The organism is Pseudomonas sp. PB105, from assembly GCF_009764655.1.
Classification (GTDB): domain Bacteria; phylum Pseudomonadota; class Gammaproteobacteria; order Pseudomonadales; family Pseudomonadaceae; genus Aquipseudomonas; species Aquipseudomonas cyclaminis.
In genome coordinates this window covers 1-19,589 of record NZ_RWIO01000084.1, presented here as the reverse complement: position 1 = coordinate 19,589, position 19,589 = coordinate 1, and the positions used below count along the sequence as shown (strand labels likewise).

Genomic DNA, 19,589 nt, shown 5'->3' with positions numbered 1-19,589 from the left:
GTCAGAAATCGACCGTGGCCGAGAGGAGGAGGGTGCGCGGCGAGCCTTGGGAAAACGCGCCGTAGGAGGCGACCCCCGACCAGTATTCGCGGTCGAACAGGTTCTGTACCGTGGCGCGGAACGTGGTCGGCCGCTCGGCGATGCGCGTGCTGTAGCGCGCGCCGATATCAAAGCGCGTCCAGGGATCGAGCTGCTGGGTGTTGGCCTGGTTGACGTACTGGCTGGCGGTGTAGATCGCGCCGCTGGTCAGCGTCAGGCCTTCGAGCCACGGGGTGTCCCATTCGGCCCAGAGGTTGGCTTGCACCTCGGGCACGCCCACCGGGGTATTGCCCTGGTGGGCGGCGACGCTGGTCTTGATCAACTGCGCATCCAGCAGGGTCACGCCACCGAGCAGGCGTGTGCCTGGGGCGACCTCACCGAACACACTCAGCTCCAGGCCACGGTTGCGCTGCTCGCCCTGCACGGAGAACGTCCCCGAGGCCAGTTCGCCGCTGGGCTTCTGGATCTGGAACAGGGCAAGGGTCGACATGAAGGTGCCGTAGTCGAGCTTGACCCCGATCTCATGCTGTTTTGAAACGTAGGGCGCAAAGACTTCGCCGGCATTCGCCGCGTTGGACGGTGCCACGTCACCCTTGCTCAGGCCTTCCAGGTAGTTGTAGTAGAACGCCACATGCTCCCACGGCTTGAGCACCGCGCCGAACAGCGGGGTGGTCTTGCCGTCGTCATAGGCCGTCGTCACGGCGCCGGCGCTGTTGTAGTTGTTGGATTGGATGCGCTGTTGGCGCAGGCCCACGGTGACCTGGACGCGCTCATCGAGCACCGACAGGGTGTCGGCGATGGCCACGCCGGACAATTCGCTGGCAGAGACTTTGGGCGCATCGGGCTTGGCGATCGACGGTTCGGGACGGTCGGTCGGGTGGTAGATATTCGACAGCACCGGTGGCCCGGAAATAATCCCGCGTGACAGTTGATCGCGGTAACGGCTGGTCTGCACGGTGCCGTTGTGGCTGATGGGACCTGTGTCGAAGCGCAGGCGTGCGCCTATGTCGACGGTGTAGCGTTGCACTTCGAAGCGGTAGTAGCCGGGGGTTGATGAGGTGTCCCCGGCGGCATTGACGATTTTCGGTGTCTGGTCGGACATGCGCGCGACCGCCGACTGACCGCCACCGGCGTGGGCGAATACGCTCAGGTTGTCGTTGAGGTCGTATTCAGCGCTGAGCAAGGCGGACTTATCGCGGGTTCTTGACCAGCCCCAATCCTGGCTCACGTTGGTACGGCCATTGGCGGCAGAGGGGATGGCCACGCCGGGTTCGATCAGGAACGGCCGCGACGCAGCGCCAAATGCTTCTTCCTGGGAGATCAGGTCCAGGCTGGTGCGCAGGCGTTCGCCCTGATAGTCCAGGGACAGGGCGCCCAGGCCGACTTCGCGCGATTGCTCGTCGATCACCGTGTCGCCGCGCTGCACGCTGCCATTGAGGCGCACACCAAAGCGGCGCTCTTCACCGAAGCGTCGGCTGATATCCAAGTGATTACCGAACTGGGCATCCTGGGCATAACTGGCGGTGTAGCGGGTCAGGTCTTCGTCCAGAGAGCGCTTGGGCACCACGTTGATCACGCCGCCCACGGCACTGTTGGGGGACATGCCGTACAGCAGCGCGCCGGGGCCCTTGACCACTTCGATACGCTCGGCGTATTCGGTGAAGACGCGGTAGTTGGACGCCACACCGTAGACGCCGTCGAACGCCAGCTCGCCGAGATTGCCTTCGCCCACCGGGAAACCACGGATAAAAAACGAGTCGACAATCCCGCCGGTCTGCCCGGTGGAGCGCACCGAGGAGTCACGCTCCAGCACATCGCCCACGGTGGTTGCCTGTTGGTCCTTGATCAGCGCTGCGCTGTAGGTGCTGACGCTGAACGGCGCATCCATCACGTCGGTATTGCCCAGCATGCCCAGGCGTCCGCCCGTGGCCACCTGGCCGCCGGAGTACAGCGGCGGCAGGCTGCTGGCGCGTTGTTCGGCGGCACTGACCGTGGTGTCCGACAGCGTGATCCGGCGCAGCACCAGGGTGTAGCTGCCATCGCTGCGCAGCGCCATTTCCAGGCCGCTCCCGGCCAACAGCCGTGTAGCGGCTTGCTGGGTAGAGTAGGTGCCAGACAGGCCAGGGCTGGTCAGGCCTTCGGTGAGGGCCGGGAGGAACGACAGGGCAATGCTGGCGTCCACGGCAAAACTCGACAGCGTGGCGCCAAGTGGGCCCGGGGCAATGTGGTAGGCGCGCACCGCCACCGTATCCAGCTGCGCTGGCACGGCCGCGAGGGCGGTGCTGGCCAGGGCCAGGCTGAGCAGCGCGCTGCGAATTACAAGCATGGAGGGCGGCCCTATGGACGGGAGGTAAAAGGGGTCTGTGTGTTTGCCAGCCGAGATCGGAAAAAGTATCAGCCGCCGCGGGTTTTATTTTTCGCAGCTGCTCAGGCCGGCGAGAGGGTGACCCAATACCCGTTCAAAAGACCGTTGGCGAGCACCGGATAGGTCTGCACCAACATGTTCAAGGTGCGCTGGGTGTCGCTGATGGGGAACGCGCCGGAGATGCGCAGGTCGGCAATCGCCGGGTCGTAGCGCACGAAGCCGTGGCGATAGCGCGTCAGTTCCGCGACGAAGTCCGCCAGGCGCATGTTGTCGGCCATCAGCATGCCTTGGGTCCAGGCGCCGACATTGCGGTCGGTGGCGGTGAGCGCACCGAACTGTTGCGCGGAAAACTCCGTGCGTTGCCCGGCGTTGACGATTATCGGCGCGGTCTGGCGGTTGTCGGCCAGCACCACTTGGACGGCCCCTTCGAGCACGGCCAGGTGCGTGCGCGCGCTCAGTTCGCGCACGGTAAACCGCGTGCCCAGCGCCTGCATACGGCCTTGGCGGGTGCTGACCAGAAACGGGCGGGACGCGTCCTGTGCCGTCTGCACCAGGATTTCACCTTCGCGCAGGTGCACCCGGCGCTGCTGGCTGTCGAACCGCACATCGATAGCGGTAGCGGTGTTGAGGGTGATGTGTGAGCCATCGGCCAGGGTCAGCTCGCGGCGCTCGCCGACGCGGGTGCGGTAGTCGGCGGCCCATTGCTGGGATTGCGCGAGTTTCCAGCTGCCCCAGCCCACCGGCATCAACGCCAGCAACAGCGCGAGTTTGCCCAGGGCGGCGCGGCGTTCCGGGTGGCTTGGGCGATCCAATGCCGACATCGCCAGGGACGGCGGCAGGCCACCGAGCTTGCTTTGCAGCAATTGCGCCCGCGCCCAGGCGCGATCACGCTCGGGGGTGCTGACCTTCCAGCGTTGCCACTCGGCGCGTTCGCTGTCGCTGAGGTTGTTTTCGCTCAGGCGCATCAGCCATTCGGCGGCTTCTTCAAGGACTTCCGTGGGCAGCGGTGGCTCTTTGCGCAGGCTGAGCATTCATTCCACCAGCATCAGGCATTGCACGAACGCCTGCTTCATGTAGCGCTTGACGGTAATCAGCGACACGCCCAGTTGCTCGGCGATGGTGTCGTACTTGAGGCCGTTGAGTTGTGACAGCAGGAACGCCCGCTTCACCAGCGGTGGCAGCGAGTCGAGCATTGCGTCGATTTCGTGCAGGGTCTCCATGACCATGAAATGGGCTTGCGGCGAGGGCGCTTCCTGCTGCGGTACGAGGGCGAGCGCCTCCAGATAGGCGCGTTCGAGGGCCTTACGCTGGTACCAATTGACCAGGATGCCCTTGGCCACGCAGGTCAGGTAGGCCCGTGGCTGGTCGATGACCGTGACCTGGGAGGCCAGGATGCGGGTGAAGGTGTCCTGGGCCAGATCCGCCGCGTCCATGGCGTTGCCGAGTTTGCGTTTGAGCGTGGCGTACAGCCAGCCGTGATGCCCGCTGTACAGGGCTTCGATTGCGCGCAGGTGATTGTAGTTATCGGCGGGAAGGCTTTCGCTCATGGCGCGCAACCGTGCAATTGAGAAGTATTCCCAATGCTAAGGGGAAACCTGCCGTGAGCGCAACGCGAGAATCGCAATCAACGCCGCGGCGTAGGCCAGGCACACATACAGGTAGGTATACGCCAAGCCATAGGCCTGGCTGAGCAGGCCGCCGGCCGCTATCCCGGCAATCGAGGCGAACTGCGCGGTGCCTTGGGCGATTCCCAGTACGTGGCCCTGTTGTGCGCTGTCGGCAGTCTTTGAAATCAAGGCCATCAGCACCGGCGTGGTGGCGCCCAGCAGCACGCCCCACAGGAAGTAGCCGATGACAAACACCAGCGGGTTGCGGGTGAGGCCGGCCGCTGCAGTCAGCACAATGCAACCGATTACGACCCAGGTGAGGCGCCGCAAGGTGTCGGCCTGAGTCCGGCCTTCGAAGTGGCGCGCCCACGCCGTCGCCGACAGGATGAACCCCAGTGCCAGCAAGCCGTAGCACAGCCCGACCAGGGCGTTGCTGAGCGTGAACGTTGTGCTCACGTACAGCGCGAATGAGGTCTGCGGCAGCATCCGCGCCAAGAGCAGAATGCCCATCACCGTCAGCAACGGCAGCAGGGCAGATGCCTGCCAGGCATCGCTCTTTGGCGCGGGCGCGGATTTTTTCAGCGGCGGCACATCCGGCAAGGTCACCGCTGCGATCAGCGTGCACACCGCGCAGAGCGCTGCGGCGCTGAGGTTGATCCAGAAGAACGTCGCGTGATCGAGGATCAAGCCACCGACCACCGCGCCCAATAGTGAGCCGACGTTAGTGGAAATCTGCAGGATCGCGAACAGCCGCGCCCGCCGCGCAGGCACCTCGATGCTCACTCCGTAGGCTTGGGCCGGGGCGATATACCCGGCAAACGCACCCTGCAAAAAACGCAGGATCAGGATTGCCCACAGGTCGCTGAACAGCGCCAGGCCCAACTGGGTCAGGGTCAGTCCAGCCAGCGCACGGATCATCATCAGCTTGTGGCCATAACGATCGCCGATGCGACCCCAGAATGCGCTGGTCAGCAGGATGCCAAGCATCGGGCCCACGTACACCGCGACGCTGGCGAAGCTGAACAGGCTGTCGGAGGTAGTCAACCCGCGCAGGTGCACGGGCCAGAACGGCCCGCTCATTTCCATGGCGCCCATGGACACAAGCTGGATCGCGAACAGCAGGGCTATCAGGACGCGGGTCGGTGGCATGCATCACTCTCAGTGTTCAAAAAAATGCGCAGGGGCTGATACTTTTTCGCGCGTCGGCTGGCATCAGGAGTAATTCTCATTTTCTCTTGATCAAAGGACCCCGACGCCATGCTTGTTGCCAGCCGGTTAACCCTCGCCATTCGTACCGCCCTGATTGTCGCCGCTGCCAGCGGCAACGCCTGGGCCGCCACCGCCGGCTCGACTGACGACAGCGCGCAGAGCCTGACCCTTGACGCGACCAACGTCAACGCCCGCTACAGCGGCCCCACCGACTTGCCTGAGGTGCTCGCCGGTGGCCAGGTGGCCCGTGGCGCACGCCTGGGCATGCTGGGCAACAAGGATGTGATGGACACGCCATTCAGCGTCACCAGCTACACCGCCAAGACCCTCGCCGACCTGCAGACCGTGACCGTGGCCGACGCCCTGGAACGCGATCCGTCGGTGCGCTCGACCGGGCAAACCGGCGGGATTGTCGACTCGTTCTTTGTGCGCGGCTTTGCCATTGGTGAGGGCAATCTGGGCGAGCTGGCCTATGACGGCGTGTATGGCGTGGCGCCCAACTATCGGGCGTTTACCGAGTACGCCGAACGCGTCGAAGTGCTCAAGGGCCCGGGTGCGTTGATGTACGGCATCTCACCCAACAGCGGCGTCGGCGGGGTGATCAACATTGTGCCCAAGCGCCCGCTGGATCAAGACCTGACGCGCTTCACCGGCAGCTACGCCTCCGATACCCAAGTGGGCGGCCACCTCGATATCAGCCGGCGTTTCGGTGAGGAAAACCAGTTTGGCCTGCGCTTCAACGGCAGCCTCCAGGGCGGCGACACCGCCGTCGACGACCAGCACCGCGACGTCGGCATCGGCGCCATCGCCCTGGATTATCGCGGCGAACGGCTGCGCCTGAACCTTGACTACATCAGTCAGAAAGAAAGCTGGGAGGGCGCCTCGCGGCCGTTCACCATCGCGCCGGGCGTGGACGTGCCCTCTGCGCCGAACGGTCGCACCAGCCTGCCGCAGAAGTGGGGTTGGTCAGACACCAAGGAGCAGTCGGTGTTGCTCGGCGGCGAATATGATCTGAATGACTCGCTCACCGTGTTCGCCCATGCCGGTGGTGGCCGCTCGGATGTGAAGCGCATGTCCGACCAGGTGCCGCGTATCCTCAACGACGCCGGTGACACCGAAAACATTCCGGGCTATTACAAATTCAACGTCGACCGCTCCACCGCCGACGTCGGCCTGCGCGCACTGTTCGCCACCGGCCCGGTGACCCACACCACCACGTTGATGGCGACCCGTTACCAGGACGAGCTGTCCAGGGGCATCAACAACGGCACGATCATTCGCTCGAACATCTACCATCCGGTGGACAGGCCCGAGCAAACCATCAATACGCCCAAGGTGCTGCGCATTTCCGAATCCGAGCTGTCTGGCGTAGCGCTGACCGATACCCTGGGCGTTCTGGATGACCGTATCCAACTGACACTGGGCCTGCGTCGCCAGGCCATTGAGTCGCGCAACTACAACGCCGCAGGCGCGGTCAGTTCCCGCTACAAGGACAACGCGACCACGCCCTTGGTGGGTGTGGTGGTCAAGCCTTGGGACGACGTGTCGCTCTACTACAACTACGTCGAAGGCCTGAGCAAGGGCGATATCGCGCCCGGCACGGCGAGCAACGCGGGCGAAACCTTTGCGCCGTATGAATCCAGGCAACACGAGCTGGGCGTGAAGTACGAACACGGCACCTTCATGACCACCGTGGCGTTGTTCCAGATCGAAAAGCCCAGCGGTGAATTGGGGGCCAACGGTGTGTATTCAGTGCAGGCCGAACAGCGCAACCGTGGCGTCGAGCTGAGTGTTTACGGTGAAGTGGCGCCGGGTACCCGCCTGATGGGCGGCGTGACCTTTCTCGATGGCGAGCTGACAAAATCCGCCACGGCGGCCAACCAGGGCAACAAACCGGTCGGCGTGCCGCAGATCCAGGCCAACCTGTGGGCCGAGTACGACACGCCGTGGCTGGAAGGCTTTACCCTCACCAGCGGGGCAATCTACACCGACAGCCAATACGTCAACCAGGCCAACACCCAGGCGCTGGATTCCTGGACGCGCATTGATGCCGGCGCGCGCTATGCGACGAAGATAGAAGGGCGGCCGACCACGTTCCGCGCCACGGTGCAGAACGTGTTCGACCGTGAGTATTGGTCTGGCGTGGCCTCGTATGGCGCGTTTTCGCCGGGTTATCCGCGTACGTTGCAGGTGTCGGCCACGGTGGATTTCTAGGGCGGCGTAAAGGGCGTGTCGGGGCCGCCTTTTAGCGGGCGGTCAGCGTTACGCTAATGTATTCAAGCTGATACGTGAATGCGTAGTTATCTCAAATGAGATCACTTATCAATTATGTTCACTTTGGAATTCTTATCCCTTAGACTCCGCCCCGCTGGCGTTTGGCTGCCTTCAGCCCGCCGCAAAAAACAATAACGATGGATGGCAGGGGAGCAGGGTGTGAATTTCAAACAGAACACAATTGCGTTGGCGGTCGGGTCGGTGTGCTTGGCTGGCGGTGCCTGGGCGGCTGAGCCGAACACAATGGAAATCGCCCCGATCACAGTGAGCGGCGAGAAAATCAACCGCTCCCTTGAACAGACCCAATCCAGCGTCGTGGTGGTGACCGAACAACAACTGCGGGACAAGGCCGACCACAGCCTGGTCGACGTGTTTGCGCGCACGCCGGGTGTGTACAGCCAGGCCGGCAACGAAAACTGGGGTATTCGCGGTGTACCGGTATCCGGTTTCGACGACCAGGGCCCGGCCACCCTCAACGGTGCCGTTTCGGTGTATGTCGATGGCGCGGTGCAGCCCAACCGTACCCTGACCTTGAGCCCGACCGGCTTGTGGGATGTGGAACAGGTCGAAGTCTTCCTCGGCCCGCAATCCACCACCCAGGGGCGTAACTCCCTGGCTGGCGCCGTGGTGATCCAAACGCGCAACCCGACGTTCCAGCCGACCTTCTCGGCGCAAACCAACGTGGGCAACTACGGTGAAAAAGGCGCAGCGGTGGCCGGCGGTGGCAGCATCGTCGATGACAAGATCGCCGGGCGTATCGCCTTGGATTATCAGGACGGCGATGGCTACATCGACAACATCGCCCTCGGTAAAGACGCCAACCCGCACCGCACCAGCAATGCTCGCGGAAAGCTGTTGATCCTGCCCAGCGACGATCTCGACGTCCTGCTCACCTACGCCCACAACGAGCACCGCCAGGGTGACAACTCGGTCATCCGCACCCCGGACAAGGTCCGCTACTACAAGGTTTCCTCCGATACCCAGGCGTTCGACAACCTCAACCAGGACACCGTCAGCGCCAAGGTTGACTACCGCCTCGATGACCAATGGTCGCTGACCAGCCTGACCACCAACACCCGGTCCGACTATACCAACCGCCTGGACTTCGACCAGACCGCCGACGCCAATGAAGTCATCCGACGCCAGCAGGATGGCAACCTGTTCGGCCAGGAGTTGCGCCTGAACTACAACTCGGACACGGTGAAGAGTTTCCTCGGCGCCTATTACGGCCACAACTCCAACAACTTCCATGACCGACTGCTGTTCGATAACGTGCTGGCGGTCACGGTCAAAGGCGACACGGTCATCGAAAACAAGGCGCTGTTCGGTGAGGTCGACTGGACCTTCGCCCCGCGTTGGACCCTGGTCACCGGCCTGCGCTACGACCACGAAACCAACGACACCGACATCAAGCAGGACGACCTGTCCGAGGCCGCCAAGGTCAAGAAATCGTTCGCGGCCGTACTGCCAAAACTGGGTATCAACTACGAACTCGCCACCGGCCAGTACTTGGGCTTCATGGTGCAGAAAGGTTATCGCGGCGGCGGCGTGAACGTGCGCTCCGGCAGCGGTCACGAGGCGTATGACCCGGAATACACCACCAACTATGAGCTGTCGTACCGCGGTTCATTCCTCGAAGATACCCTGCGCGCCCGCGCCAACCTGTATTACACCGACTGGAAAGACCAGCAGGTCAGCGTGCGCCAAGCCGGCAGCAACATTATCAACGTGTACAACGCCGGTCGCAGTGATATCAAGGGCCTGGAAGTGTTCATCGAGAAAGACCTCAGCGAGCAACTGACGCTGACCGTCGGCGGCGCCATCACCGATGGCAAGTACAAGGATTTTGTCGTCGGCAATGGCCAGGACCGCAGCGGCGAGGCGTTCTACTACTCGCCCAAGTACAAGGCCTCGGTGGGCGGCATTTATCGCGTCAACGACCGCCTGACCTTCAACACTGATGTGACGTACCAGAGCAGTGCACCTTCCGCCTACGAATTCGATGCAGCGGGCAAGGTCAACGGCGAGCGCAGGAGCGACAACTACGTGCTGGCGAACTTCAGCAGCGAATTCAAAGTCACCAAGAACGTAGCCGTGTCGGGCTTCGTGAAAAACGCCTTCGACAAGCGCTACGTCACCAACAACCGCGATGACGAAATCATCGACGCCGGCGCGCCGCGCACCTTCGGTATGGCGCTGCGTTACGACCTGTAGGCGGCACCGTGTTCACTGCTTGCGCGTGACCGGTTTCGCGCACTCGCAAAGTAGCTTGGCGGCACTGCCCGAATGATCGGGCAGTTGTCCGCTAAGCCCCAAGTGCGGCATTTCCGTAGGTGACTCGTTCCTGCGATGTAGGCAACTTCCCAAATGTAATTCAGCCCCTCTGGGCTTGTGTCCGGGGAGCATTCGCTTGCTTATATTTTGACGCCATCTTCATTGCATCCAGGGATGTAAAGCATGGCGCAGGGCTATATCAACGACCGCACCACGGACTATCACAGCCTGAAATCCCGCTTGATGGGCGGCGGCATAAGCCGGGAACGTTCGGCCCATTTCGATGTGTTGAATCATCATCTGCGCCATGGGCTGGTGACGCCTGGGCAGTTGATCGTTATTCCCGATGCTTACAGCGTCACCTGTTCGCTGGAGGAAGCCTGGTTGGTGCGTCAGGCTGAGACGATTCGCCGAGAACTGGAGAGTGCTGCCGGAGCCCGGGTGGTCAATGACTATGACTTGCTGCAGAGCCTTCTGGGCTACAGCTCGTTGGGGATAGGCAGCGCCACATCGGCGTGGTCGCGGCATCTGAACGAGGTGGTGCATACCCTGGAGGAGATCGAGCGATTGCATCAGCGTTTGCGGGACGGCGGCCTGGACCGGCAAGCGTTTTTTCGCCAGCGCCAGGTGCTGTTTGGGCTGCTGGAAACGCAGTTGCAGGGCGCTGCACGATTTGGCACGGGGTTGCGGGGCAATCACGCGTTGAAGACGGTGCTCGGGATTTCAACCAAAAGCTATTTGCGCAAGGGCGAGATCGCCGGGTATGCGCAGCGGATGCGGGCGATTGCGCAGACGTCGAAGTGGTTGGGGAAGGGGACGTATGTGGGGTTGGCGCTGGATGTGGGCGTGGCAGGTTTGGAGATCAAGGAGGCGTGTGTGGACGGGCGGGAGATGCAGTGTCGGCGGGCAAAATATGTGGAGTCGGGGAAGTTGGTGGGCGGCGTGGCGGGCTCTTATTGGGGCGGGCCGCTCGGTGCAAAATTAGCCCGTCGCGCCTGTACGCTCTTTTTGGGCGTTGCCGCTAAAGGAAACGGTGAGCTGGCTTGTGCTGTTATTGGCGGTGCTGCGGGAGGGTATGTAGGGGGCGATGTAGTTGGCGCTCGCGGTTCGTTTCTTGGCGGCCAAATCCTAGAGATCGACGGTGATTTGATCTTTCAACCAGAAGGCGCCTAATCATGGATTTTTATCTCGTCTTTACGATCTTTATATTTGCAGGGGCGCTGATTGGTTCAGGACTGTCTTTCTACGTCGAATACACAAAGCTCGAAGCGTTGGAAAGCTACTTCAGCGAGAACAAAGTGGTCTGCGATAACAAACGTTTTTGGGGCCGAAATACGCATCTCGACAGGGTTCATCGCATGATCTTGATCAGTCAATTGTTGGCAATGCCCAAGACCCATATCAAGCGAGGGGACGTGACCGAAGCCGAACTGGCCGCCATCCCCTTATCCCTCAAGCGCTGGGCGTTGTGGCCGATCAATTTCGGCTTCATATGGTTTACCAGCTTAATTATCTGGAACGTCTGGTACCGCTGACAGCCCGCTCAATACCGGGTATCGGCTCAGGAAAAATCCTCCTCGAAATGCTCCTGTTCACCCCGTGTCGCCCCTTGGCGACGCAGCACTTCCATCTGCCGTAATTCCACCCGGCGAATCTTGCCGGAAATGGTCTTGGGCAGTTCACTGACAAACTCGATGCGCCGCACGCGCTTGTACGGCGCCAGGTGTTCGCGGGCGAAGGCCAGGATATGCCTGGCCAGCTCGGCACTGCCGGGGGCGTCATGGGCCAGGATCAGGAAGGCTTTGGGCACGGCCAGGCGCAGCGGGTCGGGGCTGGGGACTACGGCGACTTCCATCACGGCCGGGTGTTCGATCAGCGCGCTTTCCAGCTCGAACGGGCTGATGCGGTAGTCGGAGGCTTTGAATACATCATCGGCGCGGCCGACGAAAGTGATGTAGCCGTCGCTGTCGATCTGCGCGGTGTCACCGGTGCGGTAGTAACCGTCGCGCATCACTTCAGCGGTTTTTTCCGGGCTGTCTTCGTAGCCCATCATCAAACCGAGAGGGCGCACATCCAGGGGCAGGGCGACTTCGCCCTCGGTGGCAGGCACGCCGTCGGGGTCGAGCAGCGCAACGCGGTAACCCGGCAACGGGCGGCCCATGGAGCCCGGCTTGAGCAACTGGCCGGGCGTGTTACCGACCAGTGCGGTGGTTTCCGATTGGCCGAAGCCATCGCGCAGCGGCAAACCCCAGGCCTGCTGGATCTGCTCGAGGATCTCCGGGTTCAGCGGTTCGCCCGCGCCGACCAATTCACGCAGGTTCAGGCGCGTCTTGTGACTGGCCAGGTCTTCCTGGATCAGCATGCGCCACACCGTGGGCGGCGCGCACAGGCTGGTCACGCGATACTGTTCCAGCGCCGTCAGCAAGGCCGGCGCGCTGAACCGCGCGACGTTATGGATAAAGATGCACGCGCCGGCGTTCCACGGCGCGAACAGGCAGCTCCAGGCGTGCTTGGCCCAGCCTGGAGACGAGATATTCAGGTGCAGGTCGCCCGGTTGCAGGCCGATCCAGTACATCGTCGACAGGTGACCCACCGGGTAGCTCTGGTGGCTGTGCAGCACCATCTTCGGTTTGGAGGTGGTGCCGGAGGTGAAATACAGCAGCATCGGGTCGATTGCCAACGTGCGGCCTTCGGCGTCGAACTGCTCGGGGTATTCAAACGCAGCGTTGTGCGCAACCCAGCCAGCGGGTGCCGTGCCCACACAGATGCGACTGCAGCCATCGCCCAGGCCGTCGAATTTGCCCACATGCGCCTCACCGACCACCAGATGGCGCACCTGGCCGCGCTCGATGCGGTCGCGCAGATCATCCGGGTTGAGCAGGGCGGTGGCGGGGATGACCACCGCGCCGAGCTTGAAGGCAGCGAGCATGGTTTCCCACAGCGCCACGTCGTTGCCGAGCATCAACAGCACCCGATCGCCACGCCGCACGCCCACGGCGCGCAGATGGTTGGCCACCTGGTTGGAGCGCGCAGCCAACTGCTGGAAGCTGTAGCGCTGCTCGCTGCCGTCTTCTTCTACGATCCACAGCGCGTTGGCCGAATTGCCCTCGGCCATCACATCGAAATAGTCCAGGGCCCAGTTGAACGCATCCAACTGCGGCCAGCGGAAGTCGCGGGCGGCGATGGCGTAGTCGGTGCGATGGGCGAGCAGGAAATCCCGGGCGGCCAGGAAGGGATGCGTCATGGTCGGTGTCCTTGATTATTGTTGTAGGGACGGCCTGCGGCTAAACCGGCAGGCTGGACCGAGTATAGGCATGCATAAATCCGGAGATGAACGCTCAAAAACACCGGTGCGTTGTGCAAAAAAGTCATGTGTATGCAGGCTGGATTGACGATTAATACATAAAAGTCCAGGATGGAATTATAAGTACAAATATTTCTGCTGCATTTTTTCTTCTCTCTTGCCAAACCAACAACAACCTGCGAGATCACCCATGAAGAAACGTTTGCTTATCACCGCGCTGGCCTTGATCGCTTCCAGCCACGTACTGGCCGCCGAGAAAACCCTGCGCATCGGCATCGAGGCGGCCTATCCGCCGTTTGCCTCCAAGACCCAGGAAGGCACGATCGTCGGCTTCGACTACGACATTGGCAATGCGCTGTGCGCGCAGATGAAGGTCAAGTGCGTGTGGGTTGAAGGTGAGTTCGATGGACTGATTCCTTCCCTCAAGGTGAAGAAAATCGACATGGCGTTGTCGTCCATGACCATCAACGAAGACCGCAAGAAGTCGGTGGACTTCACCCACAAGTACTATTTCACCTCGTCACGCCTGGTGATGAAGGACGGCGCCGTGGTCGATGACCAGTACGCCAGTCTCAAGGGCAAGACCGTCGGCGTGCAGCGTGCGACCACCACTGACCGCTACGCCACCGAGGTGTTCGAGCCCAAGGGCATCATCGTCAAGCGCTACAGCAATAACGAAGAGATCTACATGGACCTGGCGTCAGGGCGCCTGGATGCGATCTTTGCCGACACCATCCCCTTGAATGACTTCCTGCAAATGCCACGGGGCAAGGGCTATGCCTTTGTCGGGCCGGAACTCAAGGACCCGAAATATGTGGGTGAAGGCGCGGGGATTGCGGTGCGCAAGGGCAACGAGGCGCTGGTCAGCGAGTTGAATACGGCGATTGATGGCATTCGCGCCAGTGGCGAATACCAGAAGATTTCGCAGCAATACTTCAAGGCCGATATCTACGGCGATTGATGCACGGGCCCGCTCACCACCAAACCCAAACAGGGCTGAAGGTTCAGCCCTTCAATTCCTTCAGATGCTTGTAGACCGTCGCCCGCCCCATGCCCAGCACGTTCGCCACGTAGTTCGAAGCGCTCTTGCCCTTGAACGCGCCTTCGGCATGCAGCGCCAGCACCAGTTCGCGTTTGTGGTCGCGGGTCAGCAGGTTCAGGCTCAACTGGCGCTCGCGCATCCAGGCATGCAGGAAGGTGTTGATGCGTTCCTGCCAGTCATCGCGAAACAGCGCATCCGGCTGTGGGATCAACTTGCTGGGCGACAGGAACAGGTCCAGCGCCGCCTTGGCGTTTTCGAACAGTGAAATATTCAGGTTGATGCATAGCACCGCCAGGGGCCGACCGCTGGTGTCGCGCAGCACGGTGCTCAGGCTGCGAATTTTCTGGCCGTCCCAGTTAAGCTTTTCGTACGGGCCGATATTCACTTCGCTGACGTCATCGCTGAGCATGTCCTCCAGCGCCGAGTCGTCGCCAATCGCGCGTTTCGACAGGTTATTGGCGATGTAATCGACCTTTTGCGAGCGCAGGTCATGCAGCACCACTTCGGCGTGGGGGAAAAACAGGGTGGCGATTGCATCGGCAATCGCACGAAAGTTCTGCAAGGCGTTGTCGGGTTCGACGCTGTTCATCAATGGGGCTCCAGGCGGGCGGGGGAGAGCATACCAGCGTCCAGCCCGAACCGCGCCAATGCCTCCGGCAGCGGCGCGCCGCGCACCAGTGCCGCGCTGGCCTGGCCCATGGCCGGTGAAGTCTGGATGCCATAACCGCCTTGCGCTGCCACCCAGAACAGCCCCGGCACCTGCGGGTCGAAGCCCGAGAGCAAATCCCCGTCGTGCACAAAACTGCGCAGGCCGGCCCAGGTACGGGTCGGGCGGCGGATGGTCAGGGTGGTGGCCTCTTCGATCTGGTAGATGCCCATGGCGATGTCCAGCTCTTCGGGCTGGATATCCTGGGGCTCGACCGCGTCGGCGTTGGCCGGTGAGCCAAGGAACATGCCGGCGTCGGGCTTCATGTAGAACGCTTCGTCGAGGGCCACCAGCATTGGCCACCCGTGGCTGTCCACGCCTTCGGGGCCGGCGAAGATAAACGCCGAGCGGCGCTTGGGTTGCAGGCCGATGGAGGCGGCACCGGCCAGCCCCCCGATGTGGTCGGCCCAGGCACCGGCGGCATTGATGATAATCGGGGCGGTGAAGGTGTCGTGCTGGGTGTTGACGTGCCAGAGACCGGCACTGTCACGGCTCAAGCCCAGCACGTGGCGGTCGGTACGCACGTCACCGCCGTTGCGCCGGATCCCGCGCAAATACCCTTGGTGCAGGGCATCCGTGTCGATGTCGCTGGCGGTCGGGTCATAGATCGCCCCGTGGACCTTTTCCCGACGCAGGATCGGCAACTTCGCACAGGCCTCGTCGATGCTCAACTGTACGACCTGCGGCACAGTGGCTTTGGCGCTGAGGTATTGCGCGTTCAACTCGGCCGGGTCGCCGGTGAAGTCCACCGTCATCTCGCCGCGTGGCGTCAGCAAAGGATGCTCGCAGAACCCTGTTGGCGGCTGGTCGAAAAACTCACGGCTGGCGAGGGTCAACGCCCGCACCTGCGGGGTGCCGTAGGCGGCAGTGTAGAGCGCTGCCGAACGCCCCGTGGAGTGATAGGCCGGGTGGGATTCTCGCTCCAGCACCAGCACCTTGCCGTGTTGCGACAACCAGAAACCCGTGGATGCGCCGGCAATACCGCCGCCGATGATGATGAAATCTGCGTGGTTCATAGGCGTCTCCAGAGGGCGTTGGCCAGTGCGATGTCTTCCAGGCCCAGGCCGATGGAGCGGAAAAATACATGGCGGTCGTAGGACGGGGGCTGTACCTGGTCACTGAGCAGTTCGGCCAGGTCGCCCATGACTGCACTCGGGTTCCAGCCGTGCTGTTCGGCGGCGATCAGCATCTCGCCGGCCGAACCTGGGGTGGTCTGACGATAGTCGCAGAACACGTCCATATCATTGAGGCATTGCGGCGGTACTTCGTGGGCACGCGGGGCGTTGGTGCTGATGGAGGTGATCAGTGCAGGCTTGTTCAAGCGCGAAGGGTCGATCACCGGGCCTGCCGATGAAGTGCACAGCAGGATCACGTCGGCATCTTCCAGGGCCGCATCGCAGGTGGGGGCGATGCTTGCGCGTGGGTCCAGGCGTTCAAACGCGGAGCTTTTACCGGCCAAGCTGGGCGAAAAAACCTTGATGCTTTGCCAGTCCCGCAGGGTTTTCACGTAATGCAGGTGAGCCTGGGCCACCTTGCCGCTGCCGATAATCGCCAGCCGTTGCGCCGACTGTGGCGCCAGTGCATCCACCGCCAATGCCGTGGTCGCGGCCGTGCGTGCGGTGGTCAACTCAGCGGCATCACACAACAGCAGCGGCTGGCCGGTCTGCATCGACATCAACAGCGTCCATGCGGTGACCAGCGGGCCTTGCTCACGCACGATGTACGGCGAGGTTTTCACCCCATAGACGCCTTCCTCCGCCAGCACGCCCAGGTAGTTGATAAAGTCGCCGGCACCCTGGGGGAACTCGACCCACTGTTGCGCCGGCTGCACCGCTTGCCCGGCCGCCAGGTCTCGAAACAGCTTGCGCAGGATCTGCGTTACATCGACCTGCGCGAGTAATTCGCGAGCCTGGAGCTGGTTAATCACTTGAGGCGTGCTGGACATGAAAATCTCCGCGACTAAACTATTTTGTCCATTATGGACTTTTAGTCCTGTTGATCAAGCGATAAACCTCAACCCGCGAAGCGAAACCCATCCGCCAGCTTCTCCTTCAAATAGCTGACCAACGCACTCACCGACTTCGGCACATGGGGCGAATACGGCCGAATCAGGTAGATCTCATTGGCAAACGCGCCCTTGAGCGTCCAGTCCTTGAGCACCTGCACCAGCTTGCCGCTGGCCAGCGCGGCATGGGCGCTGAAGTCCGGCAGCAGGGCAATGCCCAAGTGGTTGAGGGCCGAGTCGCGCAGCGCCTCACTGTTATTGGTGGCAAAGCTGCCGGCGATGGGCACGGTGAGGCGTTCGACGTTTTTACTGCCGCGCTCGAAGGTCCAGGCAGGCTGGTCGGTGCCCCGAGGGTAGAACAGGCAGTTGTGGGTCGAGAGGTCGCCGGGTTCGCGAGGTTCGCCGTGGTGTTGCAGGTAGTCGCGGGTGGCCACCAGCACCGAGCCGGTGTCGCAGAGTTTCCAGGCGACGTGGGTTTCCGGCACCTGGAAACCGTGGCGCACGGCCAGGTCGTAGCCTTCGGCGGCCAGGGAACTCAGCGCATCGGACACATCCAGCTGGATACGTACTTGCGGGTATCGTTGCAGGAATTCCGACAGATGCGGCACCAGCTGCTGTCGGGCAAATGCCACTGGCGCGGTAAGGCGCACCAGCCCGCGAATCTCCCCCACCGAGTCACGCACCGACGAGAAACTGCGGGCGATTTGCGCATAGGCGCTACGCACTTCACGGGTCAGCGACAGCCCCGCATCGGTCAGCCGCACACTGCGCGTGGTGCGGGTGACCAACTGGGTGCCGGTGGCCTTTTCCAGATCGGCAATCCGCTGGCTGACCGCCGACTTGCTCACCCCCAGGCGTGCGGCGGCTGCGGTGTAAGTGCCTTGCTCTTCCAATATGGAAAGCCAGTGGATATGGGTCCACAGCCCTTCGATCTCAGATTTTTCCATGGGTGTATTGTTCGCATATGTGGACAATAAGTTCAGGATTCTGCTCTGGTTTGGAACAAAGCGAAAGCCTATCGTGTGTCCCAACGCTACCCACCGGGATCGACTGCCATGACCACTACTATCGAGCACTACATCAACGACCAGCGCGTGTCTCGCGATGATCGCTACCAGGACGTCTTCAACCCGGCCACCGGCGAAAAAACCGCTCGCGTTGCGCTGGCCAGCCGCCAGACCGTGTCCGAAGCCGTTGCCGCCGCCCAAGCCGCCTTCGACGGCTGGGCCGACACCCCGCCCATCCGCCGCGCCCGTGTGCTGTTCCAGTACCTGCACCTGCTGCGTGAGCGCAAGGACGACCTGGCGCGCATCATCGTCGCCGAGCACGGCAAGGTCTTCACCGACGCCCAAGGCGAAGTGGACCGTGGCATCGATATTCTGGAATTCGCCTGCGGCATTCCCAACCTGCTCAAGGGCGAGCACTCCGACCAGGTCTCCCGAGGCATGGACAACTGGACAATGCGCCAACCGTTGGGCGTCGTGGCCGGCGTCACGCCGTTCAACTTCCCGGTGATGGTGCCGATGTGGATGTACCCGATCGCCATCGCGGCGGGCAACACCTTCATCCTCAAGCCAAGCCCGACTGATCCAAGCGCCTCGCTGTTCATGGCTGAGCTGCTGCGTGAAGCCGGCCTGCCCAAAGGCGTGTTCAACGTGGTGCAGGGCGACAAGGAATCGGTGGATGCACTGATCGAACACCCTGACGTCAAGGCCGTGAGCTTCGTCGGCTCCACACCGATTGCCCAATACATCTACGAAACCGGCGCGCGCAACGGCAAGCGTGTACAGGGCCTGGGCGGCGCGAAAAACCATATGGTGGTGATGCCCGACGCCGACATCGAAAAAACCGTCGACGCGCTGATGGGCGCTGCTTATGGCAGTGCTGGCGAGCGCTGCATGGCAATCTCCGTCGCCGTGCTGGTCGGCGATGTCGGTGACAAAGTCATTGCAGCCTTGACCGAACGCGCCAAGCAGCTGCGCATCACTGACGGTCGCGACCTCAAGGCCGAGATGGGCCCGATTGTGTCCCGCGCCGCGCTGGAACGCATCAGCGGCTACATCGAACAGGGCGTACAGTCCGGCGCGCAATTGCTGCTGGACGGGCGTGACTACGTGCCCACCGAAGCGGGTCTGGAAAACGGCTTCTGGCTCGGCGCGACCCTGTTCGACCATGTGACCCAGGAAATGAGCATCTACCGCGAAGAAATCTTCGGCCCGGTCCTGGCCTGTGTGCGGGTCAACGACTTTGGCGAGGCGATCAAGCTGGTCAACGATCACGAGTTCGGCAACGGCGTCAGCTGCTTCACCCGCGACGGCAACATTGCCCGCGAATTTGCGCGGCGTATCCAGGTGGGCATGGTCGGCATCAACGTGCCGATCCCGGTGCCGATGGCCTGGCACGGGTTTGGTGGCTGGAAGAAGAGCCTGTTTGGCGACATGCACGCCTATGGCACCGAGGGTGTGCGTTTCTACACCAAGCAAAAATCGATCATGCAGCGCTGGTCGGAGAGCATCGAGCAGGGCGCGGAGTTTGCGATGCCGGTGTCCAAGTAATCCAGGGTTGTAGAAATCCAGTGTGGGAGGGGGCTTGCTCGCGAAAGCGGAGTGTCAGTCAATGGATGTGTGGCTGACCCACCGGGACTGTCATAAATTTTGTGTTCGGGCATAACATGTTGATAGAGGTGCATGTATGCCGACCAAAAAGAAACCGGCCCGTGAGGCCCCGCGAGACCTTCCATCCATTCCCCAAGAGCTGATCGACC

At 62.1% G+C, this 19,589-nt stretch carries 15 protein-coding genes; 6 read left to right on the top strand and 9 right to left on the bottom strand.

Annotated elements, in window-relative coordinates; genetic code table 11:
- Window position 1 precedes the first annotated feature (1 nt).
- The 4 genes from EJD88_RS20100 to EJD88_RS20085 all read right to left on the bottom strand — a co-directional run bounded on the left by EJD88_RS20100 (window position 2) and on the right by EJD88_RS20085 (window position 5,160).
- Window positions 2–2,365, bottom strand: coding sequence for a TonB-dependent receptor (locus tag EJD88_RS20100; protein WP_158878836.1), 2,364 nt, complete (start codon window positions 2,363–2,365; stop codon window positions 2–4).
- Window positions 2,366–2,466: 101 nt separating this feature from the next.
- Complete coding sequence (locus tag EJD88_RS20095; protein ID WP_158878835.1) at window positions 2,467–3,435, bottom strand: FecR domain-containing protein; 969 nt, start codon at window positions 3,433–3,435, stop codon at window positions 2,467–2,469.
- On the bottom strand, window positions 3,436–3,951 hold the full coding sequence (locus EJD88_RS20090) for a sigma-70 family RNA polymerase sigma factor (protein WP_112194695.1): 516 nt from the start codon (window positions 3,949–3,951) through the stop codon (window positions 3,436–3,438).
- A gap of 36 nt (window positions 3,952–3,987) precedes the next feature.
- Entirely contained in the window at window positions 3,988–5,160 is a 1,173-nt protein-coding gene (locus tag EJD88_RS20085; RefSeq protein ID WP_158878834.1) for an MFS transporter, read from the bottom strand.
- Window positions 5,161–5,268: 108 nt separating this feature from the next.
- Between EJD88_RS20085 and EJD88_RS20080 the strand changes: the two genes are divergently transcribed.
- The 4 genes from EJD88_RS20080 to EJD88_RS20065 all read left to right on the top strand — a co-directional run bounded on the left by EJD88_RS20080 (window position 5,269) and on the right by EJD88_RS20065 (window position 11,303).
- Complete coding sequence (locus EJD88_RS20080; protein ID WP_158878833.1) at window positions 5,269–7,434, top strand: TonB-dependent siderophore receptor; 2,166 nt, start codon at window positions 5,269–5,271, stop codon at window positions 7,432–7,434.
- A gap of 219 nt (window positions 7,435–7,653) precedes the next feature.
- Window positions 7,654–9,708: a TonB-dependent receptor gene (locus EJD88_RS20075; RefSeq protein WP_158878832.1), complete on the top strand. Its 2,055-nt coding sequence runs from the start codon at window positions 7,654–7,656 to the stop codon at window positions 9,706–9,708.
- A 243-nt stretch (window positions 9,709–9,951) separates the two neighbouring features.
- Window positions 9,952–10,941, top strand: a complete 990-nt coding sequence (locus EJD88_RS20070; protein ID WP_158878831.1) for a hypothetical protein — start codon at window positions 9,952–9,954, stop codon at window positions 10,939–10,941.
- 2 nt (window positions 10,942–10,943) lie between these two features.
- On the top strand, window positions 10,944–11,303 hold the full coding sequence (locus EJD88_RS20065; protein WP_099584545.1) for a hypothetical protein: 360 nt from the start codon (window positions 10,944–10,946) through the stop codon (window positions 11,301–11,303).
- 26 nt (window positions 11,304–11,329) lie between these two features.
- Here the strand turns inward: EJD88_RS20065 and EJD88_RS20060 are convergent, their stop codons facing one another.
- Window positions 11,330–13,012, bottom strand: a complete 1,683-nt coding sequence (locus EJD88_RS20060) for an AMP-binding protein (protein WP_158878830.1) — start codon at window positions 13,010–13,012, stop codon at window positions 11,330–11,332.
- Between the two features lie 250 nt (window positions 13,013–13,262).
- On the opposite strand from EJD88_RS20060, the gene EJD88_RS20055 reads away from it, so the two are divergent.
- Window positions 13,263–14,033 carry an ABC transporter substrate-binding protein gene (locus tag EJD88_RS20055; RefSeq protein WP_099584548.1) on the top strand — a complete coding sequence of 257 codons (771 nt, stop codon included), beginning with the start codon at window positions 13,263–13,265 and terminating at the stop codon, window positions 14,031–14,033.
- Between the two features lie 43 nt (window positions 14,034–14,076).
- Here the strand turns inward: EJD88_RS20055 and EJD88_RS20050 are convergent, their stop codons facing one another.
- The 4 genes from EJD88_RS20050 to EJD88_RS20035 all read right to left on the bottom strand — a co-directional run bounded on the left by EJD88_RS20050 (window position 14,077) and on the right by EJD88_RS20035 (window position 17,772).
- A complete protein-coding gene (locus tag EJD88_RS20050; RefSeq protein WP_099584549.1) occupies window positions 14,077–14,703 on the bottom strand; it encodes a transcriptional regulator in 627 nt (208 codons plus the stop codon).
- Window positions 14,703–15,836, bottom strand: a complete 1,134-nt coding sequence (locus tag EJD88_RS20045) for an FAD-binding oxidoreductase (protein ID WP_158878829.1) — start codon at window positions 15,834–15,836, stop codon at window positions 14,703–14,705. Before EJD88_RS20045 ends, EJD88_RS20050 begins: the two co-directional genes overlap by 1 nt.
- Entirely contained in the window at window positions 15,833–16,765 is a 933-nt protein-coding gene (locus tag EJD88_RS20040) for an ornithine cyclodeaminase family protein (RefSeq protein WP_099584551.1), read from the bottom strand. Before EJD88_RS20040 ends, EJD88_RS20045 begins: the two co-directional genes overlap by 4 nt.
- Window positions 16,766–16,833: 68 nt before the next feature.
- Window positions 16,834–17,772: a LysR family transcriptional regulator gene (locus EJD88_RS20035; protein ID WP_099584552.1), complete on the bottom strand. Its 939-nt coding sequence runs from the start codon at window positions 17,770–17,772 to the stop codon at window positions 16,834–16,836.
- A gap of 108 nt (window positions 17,773–17,880) precedes the next feature.
- Between EJD88_RS20035 and EJD88_RS20030 the strand changes: the two genes are divergently transcribed.
- Window positions 17,881–19,380, top strand: coding sequence for a CoA-acylating methylmalonate-semialdehyde dehydrogenase (locus EJD88_RS20030; protein ID WP_099584553.1), 1,500 nt, complete (start codon window positions 17,881–17,883; stop codon window positions 19,378–19,380).
- Window positions 19,381–19,589 lie beyond the last annotated feature (209 nt).

Bases quoted from the DNA above. Each gene is read 5' to 3' on its own strand.
- EJD88_RS20100 (WP_158878836.1), bottom strand. From the start codon at position 2,365: ATGCTTGTAATTCGCAGCGCGCTGCTCAGCCTGGCCCTGGCCAGCACC.
- EJD88_RS20095 (WP_158878835.1), bottom strand. From the start codon at position 3,435: ATGCTCAGCCTGCGCAAAGAGCCACCGCTGCCCACGGAAGTCCTTGAA.
- EJD88_RS20090 (WP_112194695.1), bottom strand. From the start codon at position 3,951: ATGAGCGAAAGCCTTCCCGCCGATAACTACAATCACCTGCGCGCAATC.
- EJD88_RS20085 (WP_158878834.1), bottom strand. From the start codon at position 5,160: ATGCCACCGACCCGCGTCCTGATAGCCCTGCTGTTCGCGATCCAGCTT.
- EJD88_RS20080 (WP_158878833.1), top strand. From the start codon at position 5,269: ATGCTTGTTGCCAGCCGGTTAACCCTCGCCATTCGTACCGCCCTGATT.
- EJD88_RS20070 (WP_158878831.1), top strand. From the start codon at position 9,952: ATGGCGCAGGGCTATATCAACGACCGCACCACGGACTATCACAGCCTG.
- EJD88_RS20065 (WP_099584545.1), top strand. From the start codon at position 10,944: ATGGATTTTTATCTCGTCTTTACGATCTTTATATTTGCAGGGGCGCTG.
- EJD88_RS20060 (WP_158878830.1), bottom strand. From the start codon at position 13,012: ATGACGCATCCCTTCCTGGCCGCCCGGGATTTCCTGCTCGCCCATCGC.
- EJD88_RS20055 (WP_099584548.1), top strand. From the start codon at position 13,263: ATGAAGAAACGTTTGCTTATCACCGCGCTGGCCTTGATCGCTTCCAGC.
- EJD88_RS20050 (WP_099584549.1), bottom strand. From the start codon at position 14,703: ATGAACAGCGTCGAACCCGACAACGCCTTGCAGAACTTTCGTGCGATT.
- EJD88_RS20045 (WP_158878829.1), bottom strand. From the start codon at position 15,836: ATGAACCACGCAGATTTCATCATCATCGGCGGCGGTATTGCCGGCGCA.
- EJD88_RS20040 (WP_099584551.1), bottom strand. From the start codon at position 16,765: ATGTCCAGCACGCCTCAAGTGATTAACCAGCTCCAGGCTCGCGAATTA.
- EJD88_RS20035 (WP_099584552.1), bottom strand. From the start codon at position 17,772: ATGGAAAAATCTGAGATCGAAGGGCTGTGGACCCATATCCACTGGCTT.
- EJD88_RS20030 (WP_099584553.1), top strand. From the start codon at position 17,881: ATGACCACTACTATCGAGCACTACATCAACGACCAGCGCGTGTCTCGC.